The sequence below is a fragment of the Pseudomonas sp. R3.Fl genome, assembly GCF_023516765.1.
Lineage (GTDB): Bacteria > Pseudomonadota > Gammaproteobacteria > Pseudomonadales > Pseudomonadaceae > Pseudomonas > Pseudomonas citronellolis.
The window spans coordinates 5,143,677-5,162,069 of record NZ_JAMGSO010000001.1 but is presented as its reverse complement, the minus strand read 5'-3'; the positions used below and the strand labels follow the sequence as shown (position 1 = coordinate 5,162,069).

The following is an 18,393-nucleotide window of genomic DNA, read 5'->3' as shown; positions in this document are numbered from 1 at the left end:
GCCGCACAATGGACGCACGCCCAACCCAAGGTGCTACGCCATGGATAGCCTCAACGGCCTGCGGGTCTTCCTGCAGGTCGCCGAAACCCTCAGCTTCGCCCAGGCCGCGCGCCTGCTCGGCCTCTCCGCTTCTGCAGTGGGCAAGAGCGTCGCGCGCCTGGAGGAACGCCTGGGCGTACGCCTGTTCCACCGCAGCACGCGCAGCCTCAGCCTGAGCAACGAAGGCCTGCTGTTCCTCGAACGCTGCCGCCGCGTGCTCGACGAACTGGCGGCGGCGGAACAGGAACTGGCCCAGGCCACCCAGCAGGCCCGCGGCCGCCTGAAGATCAGCATGCCGCTGGTCAGCGGGCTGTTCCCCCAGGTGCTCCCGGAGTTCATGCGCTGCTACCCGCGCATCCAGCTGGACATCGACTTCACCGACCGCCTGGTGGACGTCATCGAGGAAGGCTTCGACCTGGTGGTGCGCAGCGGCGAGCTGCGCGACTCGCGGCTCAAGGCGCGCCAGCTGGGCGACTTCCGCCTGCTGCTGGTAGCCGCGCCGGCCTACCTGCGCCAGTACGGCACGCCCCGGCGCCCGGCCGACCTGGCCGGGCACCTGTGCCTGCACTACCGCTTCCCGAGCACCGGCAAGCTGCAGAAGTGGCCGCTGCGCCTGGCGCCGGGCGAGGCGGAACCGCGCCTGGACGGCGGTCTCACCTGCAACACCGCCGACACCCTGATCAGCGTCGCCGGCCAGGGCATGGGCATCGCCTGCCTACCGGACTTCGCCGTGCGCGGCGCGCTGGCCGACGGCAGCCTGGTGCAGGTGCTGGCCGAGCATACCGAACACCAGGGCAGCTTCCACGCGCTGTGGCCGGCCGGGCGGCGCATGCCGCTGAAGCTGCGGGTGTTCCTCGACTTCCTCGGCGACCGCCTGTTCGCCGCGCGCTGAGCCGCCGTCAGCGGATGAACTCGCGGCTGACGGCGCGGAAGGTCTCGCTGCCGGCGCGCTCCAGCCATTCGAAGGCGACCATCTCGCGGTTGACGATCACCGCGCCGGCCTGGCGCATGCGCTCCAGGGCCAGGGCCTTGTCCTCCGGGCGTCGCGAGCCGACCGCCTCGGCCACCACGTAGACCTCGCGGTCCTCCGCCAGCAGGCCGAGCACGGTCTGCAGCACGCAGACATGGGCCTCGGTGCCGCACACCACGAACTGCCGGCGCTCGCCGCCGGGCAGTTGCAGCAGGCCCGGGTCGGCCACCGCGGAGAAGGCGATCTTCTCCAGGATGGCCGCGGCCGGCAGGTGCTCGCGCAGCTGCGCCAGTGTCGGGCCCAGGCCCTTGCTGTACTGCTCCGTGGCCAGCACCGGCACGCCCAGGCGCTGCGCCACGGCCAGCAGCCAGGTGCTGTGCTGCAGCAACGCCTCGGCGTCGTGAATGGCGGGGAACAGGCGTTCCTGGATGTCGATGAGGAGGAGGGTCGAGGTGGGGGCGTGGAGCAGCATGAGGGAGGTCTCCTGGGGGTGGTTCTTCTTTTTCGGCTTGCGGTGTGGGGGTGTCAACCGGGAAAGCTGGTCGACACAAACGCAGAGAGGAGAATGAGCGAAGGTGAAGCGCTGGAGCAGCGTCGAAGTCCGCTCCCTCTCCCCAGCCCTCTCCCTGAAGGGAGAGGGGGCTTGTCCGTGCCCACGCAGAGGAATGGTTTCAACCTGCAACTTCGCTTCCGGCTAACGCCAGAATATCCATCTGCGCCGAACGGTCCCCTCTCCCTTCAGGGAGAGGGTTAGGGAGAGGGAGCCACGCCCACAAGCCGCGCCGAAACCTCCCCTCGCGCCAAAGAAAAAGGCCCCTGCAAAAGGGGCCCTCCTCTCTTCAGCCATGCACCCTCAATGCCCCGTCACATCCCCGCGGCGGCTGGTCTCGAAGAGGAACCAGGTGCGCTGCTCGGTCTCGTCGATCCAGTTCTCGATGAGGCTGGCGGTGGCGATGTCGTGGTACTCGTCGCACAGGTCATGGACCTCGCGCATGTAGGCGGTCAGCGACTTGTTGTCTTCCTGCAGCTCGGCCAGCATGTCCAGCGGCTGGACGAACTCGGCGTCGTTGTCGGCGATGCGCTTGATGCGGCCGATGTGGCCGATGGAGCGGATAGTGTTGCCGCCGATCTTGCGCACGCGCTCGGCGATCGGGTCGGTCATGGCGAAGATTTCGGTGGCCTGGTCGTCCAGCAGCAGGTGGTAGTCGCGGAAGTGCGGGCCGCTCACGTGCCAGTGGAAGTTCTTGGTCTTCAGGTACAGGGCGAAGACGTCGGCCAGCAGGCGGCTCAGGGCCGCGCTGAGGTCGCGGGTGGCGTCCTTGGACAGGTCCGACGGGGTCGCCAGGGCCGGTGCGCGGCGCGGTGCCGGCTTGGCCGCGGCGGCGGGTTTGGCGGCAACTGCCGGCTTGGCGGCGGGTTTCTTCGCTGCCGGCTTCTTCGCCGCGGCAGGTTTGGCTGCCGCGGGTTTGGCGGCGGCCGGCTTGCTGGCAGCGGTCTTGGGTGCAGCGGGTTTCTTCGCAGTGGCTGCGGGTTTCTTCATCTCGATCACCTCAAGGGGTCTTGTGGATGCCGCCCCTGTGCGTGCCGAAACTGGCGGTCCGGGACGAGCCTGACGCACTCCCTGCGTTATTCCTCTCACGGCCAAGAGTGCGCTCTTGAGCCTACCTCGCCGCGCTTCGATTGCAAGTCGTCGCGCCGCCCAACGTGCGGCGCAATGACGCCGGGCAAGGCTCAGGATTGCACGGCGAAGCACGCGTCGAGGCGGCTGTACCCCATACCGACACCTTTGTGCACCTTGAGTTGCACGGGAATGCGTTCCTTGAGCGCCTCGACGTGGCTGATCACGCCGATGCTCTTGCCGCTGGCGTTGAGGTTGTCGAGGGCGTCCAGCGCCACTTCCAGGGTCTCGCCGTCGAGGGTGCCGAAGCCTTCGTCGAGGAACAGCGAATCGATGCTGGTCTTGTGGCTGACCAGGTCGGACAGCGCCAGGGCCAGCGCCAGGCTGACCAGGAAGCTCTCTCCGCCGGAAAGGGTGCGGCAGTCACGGGCGACGTCGCCCTGCCAGGTGTCCACCACCTCCAGTTCCAGCTCGCCGTCGCTGCGCCGCGCCAATTGGTAGCGGCCGTGCAGGCGCTGCAGTTGCCGGTTGGCCAAGTGCACCAGGTGATCAAGGGTCAGACCCTGGGCGAAGCGCCGGTACTTGGCGCCATCGGAGGAACCGATCAGACCGTTCAGGCGCTGCCAGAGGTCGTGGTGCGCCTCCTGCGCGGCGATCTCGGCGAACAGCGCCTGCTGGCTGGCGCGGCGCGCGTCGTCACCCTGCAGTTGCGCGCGCACTTCGCCCTGGCGCTGGCCCAGTTCGCGCAACTGGGTGGCGAGGGCCTGCAACTGCTCGTCGAGGGCCGGCAGCTCCAGTTCGCCCAGCGGCTGCGCACGCAGTTGGCGCTCGGCTTCTTCGGCGGCGGCGCGCAGTGCCACGGCCTCGGTCAGTGCGGTGTCCAGGCGCGTCTTGAGTTCACCCAGGCGCTGACGTTCGCTGTCTTCCAGCAACGCGGCGAGGAAGGCCGCCAGGTCGGCAAATGGGCTTTCTGCCAAAGCCTGCTGCCAGGTGCGCTCGCATTCGACCAGGGCAGTACGCGCCTGCTCCAGGTGCGCGGCGAGGCTCTGCTCGCGGCCGAGCAGCGCATCGGCCAGGCGCTGCGCCGCCTGCAGGGCCGACTCCGCCCCTTGCAGGGCCTGCTGCGGCTGCGCCTCGGGCGCCGGTTCCGGCAATACCTGCTCGCCACTGGCGCTCCAGCGTTCGCGCCATTGCCCGGCCTGCGCTTCGGCTTCCTGCAGCAGGCGCCGGGCTTCGCGCTCGGCCTCCTGCAGTTGCTGGTCCCGTTGCTGGGCCTGCTGCCAGGCGCGCCATTCGCCTTCGCGCTCGGCCAGCCAGGCTGCGCCTTGCTCGGGCAAGGCGGCGGCGAAACCGTCGAGGCTGGCCAGCAGTTCGGCGGCCTGGCGTTCGGCCTGCACCTGCAATTGTTCCAGGCGTTGCTGCTGTTCCGCCTGGCGCTGCTGTGCATTGTCCAGATCGCGACGCAGCAAAGCCTCCTGCTGCAACGCGGCCGCATGGCTGCGCTCGGCGTGCTCGCGGGCGCTCGCGGCCTGCTGCAACTCGCCCTTGAGCGCATCGAGCGCCGCCAGGCGTTCCTGCAGGTCGGCCAGGGCCTGTTCCTGGGCCTGGCGAATCGCGGCCAAGCCGGCGGCATCCTCGATGGCTAGGTTCTGCTCGATCGACTGGCGCTGCCATTCGGCATCGAGCTGATGCAGTTGTTCGCGCAGTTGCTCCAGTTGCTGCCGGACCTGTGCGGCCTGGGCCGTCACGTCGGAGAGTTCGTCGCGCAGCGCCACGCCGTCGCTTTCCAGTGCGGTCAAGGCTGCGCGGCATTCATCGAGGGCGCGGCGCGTCTGCGACACGTCCAGCGCCTGGTAGCTGGCGATGGCCGGGTGTTCGTGGGAGCCGCACAAGGGGCAGGCTTCGCCGGGCTGCAGTTGTGCTCGATATGCCTCCAGGGCCTGGATGCGCTGCTCCTGCTCCAGCAGCTTCTCCTTGTCGGCGACCTGCTGTTTCAGCCCCTTGTAGCGCTCGCGCAGTTCGGCGATCGCGGTTTCCTTCTGCGCCTGGCGTTGCTGCAGCGAATCGAGCTGGGGTTGCAGGCGGGCAGACTGCGCGCTGGCCTGCTCGCGGCTCTGCGCCAGCTGTTGCAGGCGGTCCAGCGCCCTGCCCTGCTGCTGCAGTTGCTGCCAACGCTCGCGCAGGGCGCTTTCACCGGCGCCTTGCAGCAGGGCCTGCAAGCGCGCCTGTTGCTGCGCCTCGGCCTGGCGCGCCGCGTCCAGCGCTTGCCCGGCGCCAGCCAGGGCCTGGCCATGGGCGGCGAGTTGGCCGTGCAACGATTGGATGGCGGAGGCTTCCTGCTCCAGGCGCGCGCGGGCGCCCTGAAGTTCACCACCGAGCTGTTCGCGCTGGGCGAATTGCGCGCGCCAGCCCCCCAGCAGTTCACCCAGGCGGGCGCGTTGCGGGTGCGCGGCAAGCTGCGCCTGTACTTCGCGGCGCTGCGTTGCGAGTTCATCGATGGCGCGCTGGCGCTGCCCCGCCCACTGCGCGCTGTACTGGCTGGCCTGCCACAGGCTGCGCACGGCCTGCTCCGCGCAGTCCCGCTGCTGGCGTTGCAGGTCCGCCAGGCCGGTTTCGTCTCGCTCCAGCGCCTGGCGCGCCTGTTGCCAGGCCCCATGCAGCGGCTGCAGGCGTGCCGCTGGCTCGCTGGCGGCCAGGCGCTGCAGGTCGGGGGTTGCCTGGAGCAGGGCATCGCGGGCCTGCTGCTCCCGCGCGGCGGCCTGCTGGTGCTGGTGTTCGGCGCGGGAAAGGTCCTCGCGCCAGCGGCGCTGGGCCTGCAGTTCGGCCTGGCGCTGGAGCAGCGGTGCTTCCTCGGACAGCAGGCGTTCGGCTTCGGCCTGCAGCTCGCCGCGCTGTTCCTCGCTGAGCAGTTCCATGCCTTCGGCACGGCTCTTCAGCAGTTCCAGATCGTTCTGCGCCGCCTTGCTGCGCTCGTACACGCGCTGGGAGATCAGCCCGTAGATCTCGGTGCCGGTGAGTTCTTCCAGCAGTGCCGCGCGGTCGTTGGCGCTGGCTTCGAGGAAGGCGGCGAAACCGCCCTGGGCCAGCAGCATGGACTTGGTGAAGCGGCCGAAGTCGAGGCCGGTGAGCTGCTCGGTCTGGCGCAGCTTGTCGTTGATCTTGTCGGTGAGGATTTCCCCCTCGCCGCCGGCCGCCTCGATGCGCGCCAGTTCCACCTTGGGCGCCTGCAGCGCGCCGTCGACCTTGTCGCGGGCCCGGCGCTGGCTCCAGAAGGCGCGGTAGCGGCGGCCCTTGACCTCGAACTCGACCTCGGCGAGGCAGTCGGCGGTGTGCCGCGTCATCAGCTCGTTGCCGCTCTGCGACAGCGTGTTCATGCGCGGCGTGCGGTGGTACAGGGCCAGGCAGATGGCGTCCAGCAGGGTGGTCTTGCCGGCGCCGGTGGGCCCGGTGATGGCGAACAGGCCGTTGCCGGCGAAGGGCTCGGCGGCGAAGTCGATCTTCCACTCGCCCTTGAGCGAGTTGAGGTTCTTCAGGCGCAGGCTGAGGATGCGCATCAGGCTTGCTCCTCCTGCAGTTCGGCGACCACCTGGCGGTACAGCCCGGCCAGTTCCTGGCGCAGCGGCGGTTCCAGCTGCTCGGCGTCCAGGCGTTGTTCGAAGACGTCCTCGGCGGAGAGTTCGTCGAGGGTCTCGCGCGCCTCGCCGAACAGCCCGGCCTGCTGGTTGCCGCGTTCACGGCGGGTGCGCAGCACTTCCACCGGCAGTTCCTCGCAGAGCTTCTCCAGGCGCGCCTGCAGGTCGTTCAGGTAGTCGTCGCTGCGCACCAGCACTTCCACCCATACCGGGCGTTCCGGCGTGCCCAGGTTGGCGGCTTCGGCCAGCGCCGCGGGCAGGCTGTCGAGGTCGCCGGCCAGCGACTGCAAGGGCTGGAAGCAGGGCACGGCCAGCGGCGTCACCGCGCGCAGGCCGCTTTCGTCGAGGTCCACCAGCAAGACCTCCTTGGCCTGCCGCGCCTCGTCGAAGCTCAGGGCGATGGGCGAGCCGCAGTAGCGGATGTGCTCCAGGCCGCCGACCTTCTGCGGCCGGTGGATGTGCCCCAGGGCGATGTAGTCCGCCGCCGGGAAGGCGCTGGTGGGGAAGGCCTCCAGGCTGCCGACGTAGATTTCCCGCACCGACTCGCTGGCGCTGGCGCCGACCGTGGTCAGGTGCCCGGTGGCGACTATCGGCAGCTTGCCACCGAGTTCGGCGCGTCGGGCCTCGGCCAGGGCGAACAGTGCCTGGTAGTGCGCCTGGATGCCCTGCTGCAGTGCCAATTGCTTGTCCTGCGCGCTCTGCCCGGCCTGGCTGGCCAGCAGGTCACGCGGGCGCAGGAAGGGAATCGCGCAGAGCACCGCGCCCGGCGTGCCGTCGCGTTGCGGCAGCACCAGCAACTGCCGGTCGAGGTCGGCGCCGGCGGCAGCGATCACCCGTGTGCCGAGCACCGCCAGCAGCTCGCGGGACTCCTCCAGCATGGCCACCGAGTCGTGGTTGCCGCCCAGCACCACCAGGCTGGCGCCGGTCTCGCGCAGCTCGACGATGAAGCGGTTGTACTGCTCGCGGGCGTAGCTGGGCGGCGCGCCGGTGTCGAACACGTCGCCGGCGATGATCACCGCGTCCACCGCGTGCTCGCGCACCCGCTCCACCAGCCAGCGGCAGAAGGCGCGGTGTTCGGCCTCGCGGCTCTTGCCCATGAAGTGCTGGCCGAGGTGCCAGTCGGAGGTGTGGAGGATGCGCATGCGCCTGCTGTCCCGCTGTCTGATCCAGCCGGCGATGATACCCGCTTCCGGGGTGCGCCGGCGCCAGGCTGGCTATCCTGAAGGAATGCCGGCCGGGAATCAGACCATGCAACGCCTGCTCAATATGCTCCGCGACCTCGCCATTCTGGTGCGCGCCAACCTGTGGATAGTGCCCGTGCTGGCCGCCCTGGTGGCCGCGGTCTTCTACTTCGTCGCGCCGCCGCCGCCGATGAGCGCCACCCTCGCCACCGGCGCCCCCGACGGCGGCTACGCGGCCTTCGGCGAAAAGCTGCGGGCCGAGCTGGCCGAACAGGGCTTCGAGCTGAAGCTGGTGCCCAGCGCCGGCTCGCGGCAGAACATGGACCTGCTGCTGGACGAGCACAGCGGCGTGGACATCGCCCTGGTGCAGAGCGGCCAGGAGCGCCAGCTCGCCGCCGGGCAGCGGCAACGCCTGCAGACCCTCGGCGCCATGTTCCAGGAGCCGCTGTGGCTGTTCCAGCGCCGCGACGTGCACATCGACCGCATCGCCGACCTGCTGCCCCTGCGCGTGGCCCTGGGCAGCCGCGGCAGCGGCACCGAGGCGATCACCGCGGCCATCCTGCAAGCCAACGGCATCGGCGACGAACAGCACCCCGCCGGCTGGCAGGCCAGCGGCGGCGACAGCGCCGCCGACGCGCTGCTGGCCGGCAGCCTGGACGCCGCCTTCTTCGTCGGCCCGGCGGACAACCCGCTGATCCAGCGCCTGGCCGCCAGCGAGCAGTTGCTGCTGGCCGGCTTCCGCCGCGCCGACGCCTACGAGGCGCGTCTGCGCTTCCTCAAGCGCCTGGAGGTGGGCGAAGGCCTGTTGAACCTGGAACACAACGTGCCGCACCGCAACCTGACCACCCTGTCGCCGGTGGCCACCCTGGTGATCAACGAGCGCTTCCACCCGGCGCTGACGCCGCTGATCCTCCAGGCCGCGCGCCAGGTGATGCGCCAGGGCAGCCTGCTCGACGCCCCCGGCGCCTTCCCCGCCGCCGAGCCGCGCACCCTGCGCCTGAACGAGGACGCCGAGCGCTACTACAAGAGCGGCCTGCCGCTGCTGCAGCGCTTCCTGCCGTTCCGCATCGCCTCCCTGGCCGACCGCTACATCATCCTGCTGATCCCCTTCATCGCCATCCTCATCCCGCTGTTCAAGTCCATCGGCCCGCTGTACCGCTGGCGCATCCGCGCGCGCATCTACCGCTGGTACCGCTACCTGCGGGAAATCGATCGGCGCCTGGACGAGCACACCGGCAGCGCGGAACTCAGCCGCGAGATCGAGCGCCTGGAGAGCCTGGAGGCCGAGCTGTCGCGGGTGGAGGTGCCGCTGTCGTACTACAACGAGCTGTACGAGCTGCACCTGCACCTGAACTACGTGATCCGCCGCCTGCGCCAGCTGCGCCGCAACCGCCGCGAGCGCGACGGCGAGGCGCCGCTGGACAAGGCCGGGTGAGCGTGGCGCGCCGCGCTCGGGTAAACTGGCGGCTTTGCCACCATCGTCCAGAGCCGAGCCCGAGATGCCGATTCGTCACGCCATCGTCCACCTGATCGACAAGAAGCCCGACGGCAACCCCGCCACGCTGCACGCGCGCGACGCCGAACTGGGCGACTCCCAGGCCATCGAGAACCTCATGGCCGACCTCAACGAAAGCTACAACGCCAAGCCGAACAAGGCCTGGGGCCTGTTCCAGGAAGAATCCGGCGCCTACCCGTTCAGCGGCTGGCTGGCCGAGTACCTGGACGGCGGCAAGGACTTCGTCGCCTTCAGCCGCCAGGCCGTGGAGCACCTGAAGAGCCTGATGGAGGAGTCCAACCTCTCCACCGGCGGCCACGTGCTGCTCTGCCACTACCAGCAGGGCATGACCGACTACCTGAGCATCGCCCTGCTGCACCACAGCGAGGGCGTGGCGGTGACCGAGGCGCTGGAAGTGGCGCCCTCGCGCCACCTGGACCTGGGCCAGCTGCACATGGCGGCGCGGATCAACTGCTCGGAATGGCGCAACAACAAGACCTCCAAGCAGTACATCTCGTTCATCAAGGGCAAGGGCGGCAAGAAGGTCTCGGACTACTTCCGCGACTTCATCGGCTGCCAGGAAGGCGTCGACGCCCCCAGCGAGACGCGCACCCTGCTCAAGGCCTTCAGCGACTACGTGGAAAGCGAGGACCTGCCCGAAGAGCAGGCCCGCGAGAAGACCGACACCCTGGTCGACTACGCTACCAGCCAGGCGCGCATCGGCGAGCCGATGGCCCTGGACGCGCTCTCCGAGCTGATGGACGACCAGGCGCCGCGCGCCTTCTACGACTACATCCGCAACAAGGACTACGGCCTGGCCCCGGAAATCCCCGCGGACAAGCGCACCCTCAACCAGTTCCGCCGCTTCACCGGCCGCGCCGAGGGCCTGTCGATCAGCTTCGAGGCGCACCTGCTGGGCAGCAAGGTGGAATACGACGAAGAGCGCGACATGCTGATCATCCGCGGGCTGCCGACGCAGTTGCACGATCAGCTCAAGCGCCGCAAATAACCGCGAATCGCGGACGGAGTCCGCTCCTACGTGTCCAGGAAGCACGGTCGTAGGAGCGGACCTTGTCCGCGATAGCCGGACATTCCGGCGCGATTCGCGGATGAGATCCGCTCCTACGTCCCCCCACCCACGCCATTCCCCGTAGGGCGCATAACGCCTACGGCGTTATCCGCCGTTGTCCCGGCTGTAGGAGCGGGCCCTGCCCGCGATTCGCGCGCAGGGCGCGCTCCTACAAGGGAATGGCGTGAAGGGAATGGCGTGGCTGGCGCTTTTCGGGCCAAAGGCCAAGGGCCGTGGCTCCTGCGTTTCAGCGCACCTCGATGGCGAACCCCAGCCGCGGGAAATGCACATGCACCACCCCGGCGCGCGGGTCCTCGCGGCGCAGGATCAGTTCCTCGCTGCCCACGTGCAGCAGCTCCCCCTCCACCGGATCGACGCCGTAGTCGGTCGCCGCGATGGCCACCCGCTGGCCGGCCCGCAGGCCGTTGGCGTCGCTGAACGGCTCGTCCGGCAGCGCCGCCGGCTGGCTGTCGCGGGCCACGGCGATGGCTTCCTCGCTGCTCATCTCGCTGTGCGCGCCATGGCCGAAGCCGAGTACCCGGCCCAGCCAGGCCACCACCGACGGGTAGGCGTCCACCAGCGGCGAGGTCACCGGGGTGGCCTTGACGAACCAGAGCACGTGGGCGACGGCGAAATCCGCCACGGACGGCTCGCCGAACAGGAAGTCGCCCTCCTCCCGCGCCAGTTGCTGCTCCAGCCGCGCCATGAACACCGGCCACTGCTGGCGCGCCTGCTCGGCCGGCAGGCGCGCGGCGCTGCCGCCGCTGAACAGCTGGCTGCGGTCGGCGACGAAGGCCTTGAGGAATTCCGGCGGCAGCTTGCCGAAGCGCACGGCGATGGACTCGGGCTGGAACACCAGGCTCACGCCGTGCTGGAACAGCACCGAATCGGCCCAGGCGGCGAAGGCGGCAACGCTGAATTCCTGGCCCTCGGGGAACAGCGCCGGGGTGGCCTTCTCCTGCTCCAGGCGGCGGGCGATCAGCGCAGTGTCGCAATAGACGTCGGCGCCTACCTGCAGCACCGGCGTCTTGCGGTAGCCGCCGGTGATCGCCAGCAGGTCGGGCTTGGGCATGATCGGCGGGATCAGCACCGAGCGCCACGACAGCTGCTTGAAGCCCAGCAGCAGGCGGGCCTTCTCGGCGAAGGGGGAAGTCGGGTAGTGGTGCAGAATCAGCTCGGACATGCGGGGCTCCGTTGGCCGGCGTTGAGGGCCTTCCAGCTTACTCCGCCGCGGCGCGCGGTCCTACCCGGTCGAAGCTATGGACGGCTATCCGCCGCGCTGATGGCCAGGGCCGCGCCGGCCAGCGCCAGGCGTTCCTTGGCCGGCTTGCCCAGGGCCTTGATCGCCCGCTCGCGGCGCAGCGCCTCGCCCTTGCCGGCGCAGGGCTCGACGTACACCAGCGCCTGCGCCGGGCTGGAATGGAAGAAGCGCGCGCCACGCCCGCTGCAGTGCGCCTCGAAGCGCCGCTGCGGGTCGTCGCTGATGCCGCAGTAGAGCGCGCCGTTGGCGGCGCGCACCAGGTAGACGAACCAGGGCTTGGGCTCGGCCTGGGTCATGTCCAGACCCGCTGCTGCATGCGCTCGCAGTAGCCGACCAGCCGCTCGTATTCGCGCGCCATGTGGTTGAGGGGGGTTTCCAGGGTGCACAGGACCAGGTTGGCGAGTATCCCGTAGGCCGCGGCATCGGCGCTGCAGGGCTGGGCGCCGCCGAAGTACGGCAGGTCGCCGAGCATGCCATCGAGTGCGTCCAGGTCCTGGCGGGCGAAGCTCAGCAGTTCCTCGCGGCTGTGGGCGGTCAAGCCGCGGCCACGCATCTCGCCGCGGATCTTGCGGCGCACCAGCGCGCCGACCACCGGCCGCAGCGGCGCCGGGATGCCGCGCAGCAGCACCGGGGCGACCTGGCGCCAGCCGTCCTCCTCCAGCCAGCGGAAGTACACCAGCAGCGGCGCCAGGTGGTCATCGCACAGCCGCGTGATCGACACCGCCCAGCCACGCCCGCGGGCGTCGAGGCCGGCGTCCAGGTCCAGGGCGAAGCGCTGCTGGAGGTCGTGGATGATGATCTCGGTATCGGCGACGGTCTGCCCCTCGACCTTGATGAAGGGCAGCTTGCCCTTGGGCCCCTTGCGCGGGTCCGTCACATGCTGCACCTGGTATTCCAGCCCGGACAGGCGCAGGAAAGTCTCCAGCTTCAGGCAGAAGGGGCTGACGTTGGGCACATTGAAGGCCGGGGGGAACTGGAACAGGGTGATCATGGCGAGGCTTCCTGCGCGGGCTCGCCTGACATTTAAGCGCATGCCAGGCGCCGCGGCGAGCCCTGTCGGAGTGCTATCAGACATGACAGGGTTTGCAGGATGGCTCCGTAGGAGCGGGCTCTGCCCGCGAATCGCGCGCAGGGCCCGCTCCTACAGGTGGGCATGGCGTGCGCCGGGACGCTCCTACGGTGCGAGCGGACATGGCTTTTCGTAGGAGCGAGCTTGCTCGCGAACAGGGGTTACCGGTGACGTAGGTGTTGGGTTCAAGAGCGCCCTCTCCCCAACCCTCTCCCTGAAGGGAGAGGGGGCTGTCCTGAGCTGCCGGAAACTCCAAAGTCATCCTGAGACGCCTATCTATCCCCGTCATTCCCGCGAACGCGGGAACCCAGGGTTCGCGAGCAAGCTCGCTCCTACGAAGAGCAAAAGCAAAAGCGCGTTTGCTCTTGGACTTCCAGAGAAATAGCCGCGCGCACCGAAACGCCCCTTCAGAAGGCCGAACGAACCCCCCGCTCAGGAGGTCATGCGACATGGATGTCGCGAGAGCCCCGCGGGCTACAGGGACGTACCCTCGGGGCGGGCCTCCGTGGCGGGGGAATTCGTGAGGGTAGCCCGACTCTGTCGGGCCCGTATGTTGGGGCAAGCCTTTTTGGTTCCTTTTGTGGCGTTTGACAAAAGGGACTCGCCCGAGGGGGCGAAACAAGAAGCTCGGGCAAACTCGGTGCTACGCAGAAACACCCAAGTCAAGGCAACTGGGTTATTCCCCTTCGGGCCAGCGCAAGCGCTGTTCGCGATGGAGCCGCGTCCCGCGTTCGCGGGAATGACGAGGTGGGGGTAAGGAGCGGAGGACGCGGTTCGCGAGCAAGCTCGCTCCTACACGAACGTCCCGCCCTACCTCAGTTGAACCACTCCATCGCCGTCCGCCAGACACAAACCCCGATGAAATACGCCGAAGCCGCAAACCACAGCCACAACAGCCAGGTCTGGTCCACCGGCTGCTGCAGAATCAGCAACGCACTGCTGAACATCCAGACAAAGGTCACCGCAATATTCAGCGGCATGAACTGGCGCACCCGGAAGGGGTGCAGGAACTTCATCCGCGTCAGCGTCAGCCCCGCCAGCACCAGCACCGTGACCAGGCTCACCCACGGGCCGGGCCCGAGGACGAAGAAATACACCGCCACCACGTTCCAGGCCGCCGGGAAGCCGACGAAGTAGTTGTCCTTGCTCTTCATGTTCACGTTGCAGAAGCAGAACAGCGAAGACACCAGGATGACGCCGACGATCGCCAACTCGCTGTGCACCGGCAGCGGCACGTAGCGGTAGATGAAGATAGCCGGGATGAACACGTAGGTGAGGTAGTCGATCACCAGGTCCAGGGTGGAGCCGTCGAAGTGCGGCAATACCGCCTTGACGTCGAACTTGCGCGCCAGGGTGCCGTCCAGGCCGTCCACCAGCAGGGCCGCGCCCAGCCACAGCAGGCAGGCCTGCGGGCGGTTGTCGACCAGCGCGAGCAGCGCCAGCAGGGCCAGGATGACGCCGCTGGCCGTCACCGCGTGGGCGCTCCAGGCCTTGGCTTTGCTCAGGTTCAACGGAGTGAGGGTCAGGTTCACGGCGCTTCTCTTCAGTCAGGCGGCAGTGCGAGCTATTTCAACGTATAGCCCATCCGTGGGTTTCCACAGGATGCTCCTGGGTATCGGAACACCGATCCGACGGCCGAGTTCAGCCGGCCGGCCTTGGTGGGCGTGGAAAAGGCCAGGATACGCCGAAGCGCACCCGCAGTGCCAAGGGCGCTGACGAGCGTAGGACGGCTTTGCGACGGCTTTCGGACGCCAGGGATGCGGCGCGGCCCGCGGGGGGCCGCGCCGCGCAGGCTCAGTGGATGATCTGGCTGAGGAACAGCTTGGTGCGGTCGGATTGCGGGTTGTCGAAGAACTGGTCCGGCGGCGCCTGTTCGACGATCTCGCCCTTGTCCATGAAGATCACCCGGTTCGCCACGGTGCGGGCGAAGCCCATCTCGTGGGTCACGCAGAGCATGGTCATGCCGCTTTGGGCCAGGCCGATCATGGTGTCCAGCACTTCCTTGACCATTTCCGGGTCGAGCGCCGAGGTGGGTTCGTCGAACAGCATGATCTTCGGCTTCATGCACAGCGCCCGGGCGATGGCCACGCGCTGCTGCTGACCGCCGGAAAGCTGCCCGGGGAACTTGCCGGCCTGCTCGGGGATGCGCACCCGCTCCAGGTAGTGCATGGCCACTTCCTCGGCCTCGCGCTTGGGCATCTTGCGCACCCACATCGGCGCCAGGATGCAGTTCTGCAGCACGGTCAGGTGCGGGAACAGGTTGAAGTGCTGGAACACCATGCCGACCTCGCTGCGGATCGCCTCGATCTGCTTGAGGTCGTTGGTCAGCTCGGTGCCGTCGACGATGATGCTGCCCTGCTGGTGCTCCTCCAGGCGGTTGATGCAGCGGATGGTGGTGGACTTGCCCGAACCGGACGGCCCGCAGAGGACGATGCGTTCGCCCTGGCGCACGGTGAGGTTGATGTCCTTGAGCACGTGGAACTGGCCGTACCACTTGTTCACGCCCTTCATCTCGATCATCACGTGATCGCCGATGGCCGGGACGGTCTTGTTGCTGGCTTCAGACATGATGACGAACTCCTAACGCTTGTGGCCGGTGTCCAGCTTGCGCTCCAGGTGCATGGAGTAGCGGGACATGCCGAAACAGAAGATCCAGTAGACCAGCGCGGCGAACACGTAGCCCTCGGTGGACATGCCCAGCCAGGCCGGGTCCGCGGTGGCGCGCTTGATGCTATTCAGGAAGTCGAACAGGCCGATGATGATCACCAGGCTGGTGTCCTTGAACAGCGCGATGAAGGTGTTGACGATGCCGGGGATCACCAGCTTCAGAGCCTGGGGCAGGATCACCAGGCCCATCATCCGCCAGTAGCCCAGGCCCATGGCCGCGGCCGCCTCGTACTGGCCCTTGGGGATGGCCTGCATGCCGCCGCGGACCACCTCGGCGATGTAGGCGGCCTCGAACAGCACCACCATCACCATGGCGCGCAGCAGCTTGTCGAGGTTCATGCCCTCGGGCAGGAACAGCGGCAGCATCACCGAGGACATGAACAGCACGGTGATCAGCGGCACGCCGCGCCAGAACTCGATGGTGGTGACGCACAGGACCTTGATCGCCGGCATCTTCGAGCGCCGCCCCAGGGCCAGCAGGATGCCCAGCGGCAGCGCCCCGGCGATGCCCACGGCGGCGATCACCACGGTCAGCATCAGGCCGCCCCACTGGCTGGTGGGCACGTTGTCCAGGCCGAGGAAGCCGCCGTGCAGCAGCCAGTAGGACACCAGCGGCAGCGCCAGCAGGTAGGCCAGGCCGTACTTGAGCTTGTGCTGGAACTGGCGCAGGAACAGCGGCGCGGCGCCGACCACCACCAGCAGCACGTTGAGGTCCACCCGCCAGCGCAGCGCCTCGGGGTAGAAGCCGTACATGTACTGGCCGAGGCGGGTGCTGATGAACACCCAGCAGGCCCCCTCGCGGCTGCAGTCGGCGCGGCTCTCGCCGACCCAGTCGGCCTTGAACACCGCCCACTCCAGCAGCGGCGGGACGATCAGCCAGATGACGTAGAGCCCGACCAGGGTCAGCAGGGTGTTGATCCAGTTGGAGAACAGGTTGGCGCGCAGCCAGCCGATGACCCCGACGCTGAGCGCCGGCGGCGGCAGATCGGGCTTGAAGGTATGGTTTGCCATGGCGTCCCCCTAGCGTTCGATCAGCGCGATGCGCTTGTTGTACCAGTTCATCAGCAGCGAGATGCTCAGGCTGATGGCCAGGTACACGCTCATGGTGATGGCCATGGTCTCGATGGCCTGGCCGGTCTGGTTGAGTACGGTGCCGGCGAACAGCGAGACCATGTCCGGGTAGCCGATGCCGGCCGCCAGCGAGGAGTTCTTCGCCAGGTTCAGGTACTGGCTGGTCAGCGGCGGCACTATCACCCGCAGCGCCTGCGGGATGATGATCAGCCGCAGCGTCTGCCCCGGGCGCAGGCCCAGGGAGCCGGCGGCCTCGGTCTGGCCGTGGCTGACCGCCTGGATGCCGGCGCGCACCGTCTCGCCGATGAAGGCGGCGGTGTAGATCGACAGCGCCAGGACGATGGACACCAGCTCCGGGATCACCACCCAGCCGCCGCGGAAGTTGAAGCCCTGCAGCACTGGCACGTCCCAGTGCACCGGCACGCCGGCCACCAGGATGGTCAGCGCCGGCAGCACGATCAGCGTGACCAGGCCCGTGAGGAACACCGGGAAGGTCTTGCCGGTGGCGTGGCGGCGCACCTTGGCCCAGCGCCAGAGCACGGCCCAGGCGACGATGGCCAGGAGGATGGCGATGAGGAACGCCGGCATCGCCTCGGTGGCCACCGGCGCCGGCATCTGCATGCCGCGGTTGTTGAAGAACAGCAGGCCGCCGACGCTCAGGCTCTGCCGCGGCCCGGGCAGCTGCGCGAGCACGGCGAAGTACCAGAAGAAGATCTGCAGCAGCGGCGGGATGTTGCGGAAGGTCTCGATGTACACCGTGGCGATCTTGCGCACCAGCCAGTTCGGCGACAGCCTGGCCACGCCGAGGATGAAGCCGATGATGGTCGCCAGGACGATGCCGATCACGGTCACCAGCAGGGTGTTGAGCAGGCCGACGAAGAACACCCGCCCGTAGGTGTCGGACTCGCTGTAGTCGATCAGGTGCTGGGAGATGCCGAAGCCGGCGCTGTTGTTCAGGAAGCCGAAGCCGGACTGGATGCCGCGGTGGGCGAGGTTGGTCTGGGTGTTGTCGAAGAGGAACCAGCCGAACGCCACCACGGCGACGACGGCGATGATCTGGAAGGCCCAGGCGCGCACGGCCGGGTCGCTGAGCGACAGGCCGCGCGGGCGCCGGGCTTTGACGGAATTCTGCATGTAAGCCCTCTCGCAGGCCGCCCCGGCGGGCACGGGGCTACGCCCGTGACTGCGCGGGGGACCTCACGTCGTTCGAAACAGGGCCCGCGCCCAGGATCCGGGCGCGGGCTGTGGGAGGTCAGCGCACCGGCGGCGCGTACTGCAGACCACCCTTGTTCCACAGGGCATTGAGGCCGCGCTTGATCTTCAGCTCGCTGCCTTCGCCGACGTTGCGCTCGAAGATCTCGCCGTAGTTGCCGACCTGCTTGACGATCTGCACCGCCCAGTCCTTCGGCAGCTTCAGGTCCTTGCCGTAGTCGCCCTCGGCGCCCAGCAGGCGGTTGATGTCGGGGTTCTTCGAGGACTTGGCCATCTGCTCGACGTTCTTCGAGTCGATCCCCAGCTCCTCGGCGTTGAGCATGGCGAACAGCGTCCAGCGGACGATGTCGAACCATTCCTCGTCACCCTGGCGCACGGCCGGGCCGAGGGGCTCCTTGGAGATCACTTCCGGCAGCACCACGTAGTCGTCCGGCTTGCCCAGCTTGATGCGCTGCGCATAGAGCTGCGACTGGTCGGAGGTGAGCACGTCGCAACGCCCGGATTCCAGCGACTTGGCGCTTTCGTCGGAGGTGTCGTAGGTGATCGGGGTGTACTTGAGGTTGTTCGAGCGGAAGTAGTCGGACAGGTTCAGCTCGGTGGTGGTGCCGGCCTGGATGCACACGGTGGCGCCGTCCAGCTCCTTGGCGCTGCTCACGCCGAGCTTCTTGTTCACCAGGAAGCCCTGGCCGTCGTAGTAGGTCACGCCGGCGAAGTTCAGGCCCATGGCGCTGTCGCGGGAACTGGTCCAGGTGGTGTTGCGCGAGAGCACGTCGATCTCGCCGGACTGCAGCGCGGTGAAGCGCTCCTTGGCGGTCAGCGGAGTGAACTTGACCTTGCTGGCGTCACCGAAGACCGCAGCGGCGATGCCATGGCAGACATCGACGTCGATGCCCTTGTAGACGCCCTTGGAATCGGCATAGGAGAAGCCCGGCAGGCCGTCGCTGATGCCGCACTGCACGAAGCCCTTCTTCTTCACCGCGTCCAGGGTGGCGCCGGCCTGGGCCATGCCGCTGAGCCCGAGAACGCTCAGAGCGGTCAGCACCGCCAGCGTGGATTTCACCATCTTCATCGATCACCTCCAGTTGCTTTTATTCGTGTTGGAGTCCCGG

General features: G+C 68.3%; 15 protein-coding genes. 3 read left to right on the top strand and 12 right to left on the bottom strand.

The features are described from left to right. Positions 1 to 40 precede the first annotated feature (40 nt). Positions 41 to 931 (top strand): LysR family transcriptional regulator, encoded by an 891-nt coding sequence (locus M8R19_RS22780; RefSeq protein WP_249918991.1) that lies wholly within the window; start codon positions 41 to 43, stop codon positions 929 to 931. Between the two features lie 7 nt (positions 932 to 938). Here the strand turns inward: M8R19_RS22780 and M8R19_RS22775 are convergent, their stop codons facing one another. From M8R19_RS22775 to sbcD, 4 genes are all read right to left on the bottom strand, one after another. Then, positions 939 to 1,481, bottom strand: a complete 543-nt coding sequence (locus M8R19_RS22775) for a hydrolase (protein ID WP_249918990.1) — start codon at positions 1,479 to 1,481, stop codon at positions 939 to 941. Positions 1,482 to 1,862: 381 nt separating this feature from the next. Continuing rightward, complete coding sequence (locus tag M8R19_RS22770; RefSeq protein WP_174672433.1) at positions 1,863 to 2,549, bottom strand: Dps family protein; 687 nt, start codon at positions 2,547 to 2,549, stop codon at positions 1,863 to 1,865. 191 nt (positions 2,550 to 2,740) lie between these two features. Next, entirely contained in the window at positions 2,741 to 6,181 is a 3,441-nt protein-coding gene (locus M8R19_RS22765; protein ID WP_249918989.1) for an AAA family ATPase, read from the bottom strand. Then, positions 6,181 to 7,401 (bottom strand): exonuclease subunit SbcD, encoded by a 1,221-nt coding sequence (sbcD, locus tag M8R19_RS22760; protein ID WP_249918988.1) that lies wholly within the window; start codon positions 7,399 to 7,401, stop codon positions 6,181 to 6,183. The genes M8R19_RS22765 and sbcD overlap by 1 nt, the downstream gene beginning before the upstream one ends. 106 nt (positions 7,402 to 7,507) lie before the next feature. On the opposite strand from sbcD, the gene M8R19_RS22755 reads away from it, so the two are divergent. Then, on the top strand, positions 7,508 to 8,875 hold the full coding sequence (locus M8R19_RS22755) for a TAXI family TRAP transporter solute-binding subunit (protein ID WP_116422883.1): 1,368 nt from the start codon (positions 7,508 to 7,510) through the stop codon (positions 8,873 to 8,875). Positions 8,876 to 8,939: 64 nt separating this feature from the next. Then, positions 8,940 to 9,944, top strand: a complete 1,005-nt coding sequence (gene yejK, locus M8R19_RS22750; protein WP_074979075.1) for a nucleoid-associated protein YejK — start codon at positions 8,940 to 8,942, stop codon at positions 9,942 to 9,944. Between the two features lie 307 nt (positions 9,945 to 10,251). Here the strand turns inward: yejK and M8R19_RS22745 are convergent, their stop codons facing one another. From M8R19_RS22745 to M8R19_RS22710, 8 genes are all read right to left on the bottom strand, one after another. Beyond that, positions 10,252 to 11,187, bottom strand: coding sequence for a glutathione S-transferase family protein (locus M8R19_RS22745; RefSeq protein ID WP_249918987.1), 936 nt, complete (start codon positions 11,185 to 11,187; stop codon positions 10,252 to 10,254). Between the two features lie 74 nt (positions 11,188 to 11,261). Next, on the bottom strand, positions 11,262 to 11,561 hold the full coding sequence (locus M8R19_RS22740) for a GIY-YIG nuclease family protein (protein WP_116422881.1): 300 nt from the start codon (positions 11,559 to 11,561) through the stop codon (positions 11,262 to 11,264). Then, positions 11,558 to 12,256 (bottom strand): glutathione S-transferase C-terminal domain-containing protein, encoded by a 699-nt coding sequence (locus tag M8R19_RS22735; RefSeq protein ID WP_249918986.1) that lies wholly within the window; start codon positions 12,254 to 12,256, stop codon positions 11,558 to 11,560. Before M8R19_RS22735 ends, M8R19_RS22740 begins: the two co-directional genes overlap by 4 nt. Before the next feature lie 893 nt (positions 12,257 to 13,149). Further along, entirely contained in the window at positions 13,150 to 13,866 is a 717-nt protein-coding gene (pcsA, locus tag M8R19_RS22730) for a phosphatidylcholine synthase (RefSeq protein ID WP_135499956.1), read from the bottom strand. A 262-nt stretch (positions 13,867 to 14,128) separates the two neighbouring features. Next, entirely contained in the window at positions 14,129 to 14,902 is a 774-nt protein-coding gene (locus M8R19_RS22725) for an amino acid ABC transporter ATP-binding protein (protein ID WP_043273076.1), read from the bottom strand. A 12-nt stretch (positions 14,903 to 14,914) separates the two neighbouring features. Continuing rightward, complete coding sequence (locus M8R19_RS22720; RefSeq protein WP_074979079.1) at positions 14,915 to 16,012, bottom strand: amino acid ABC transporter permease; 1,098 nt, start codon at positions 16,010 to 16,012, stop codon at positions 14,915 to 14,917. A 9-nt stretch (positions 16,013 to 16,021) separates the two neighbouring features. Continuing rightward, positions 16,022 to 17,206: an amino acid ABC transporter permease gene (locus M8R19_RS22715; protein WP_074979081.1), complete on the bottom strand. Its 1,185-nt coding sequence runs from the start codon at positions 17,204 to 17,206 to the stop codon at positions 16,022 to 16,024. A gap of 118 nt (positions 17,207 to 17,324) precedes the next feature. Next, positions 17,325 to 18,353, bottom strand: a complete 1,029-nt coding sequence (locus tag M8R19_RS22710) for an amino acid ABC transporter substrate-binding protein (RefSeq protein ID WP_074979083.1) — start codon at positions 18,351 to 18,353, stop codon at positions 17,325 to 17,327. Between the last annotated feature and the right edge of the window lie 40 nt (positions 18,354 to 18,393).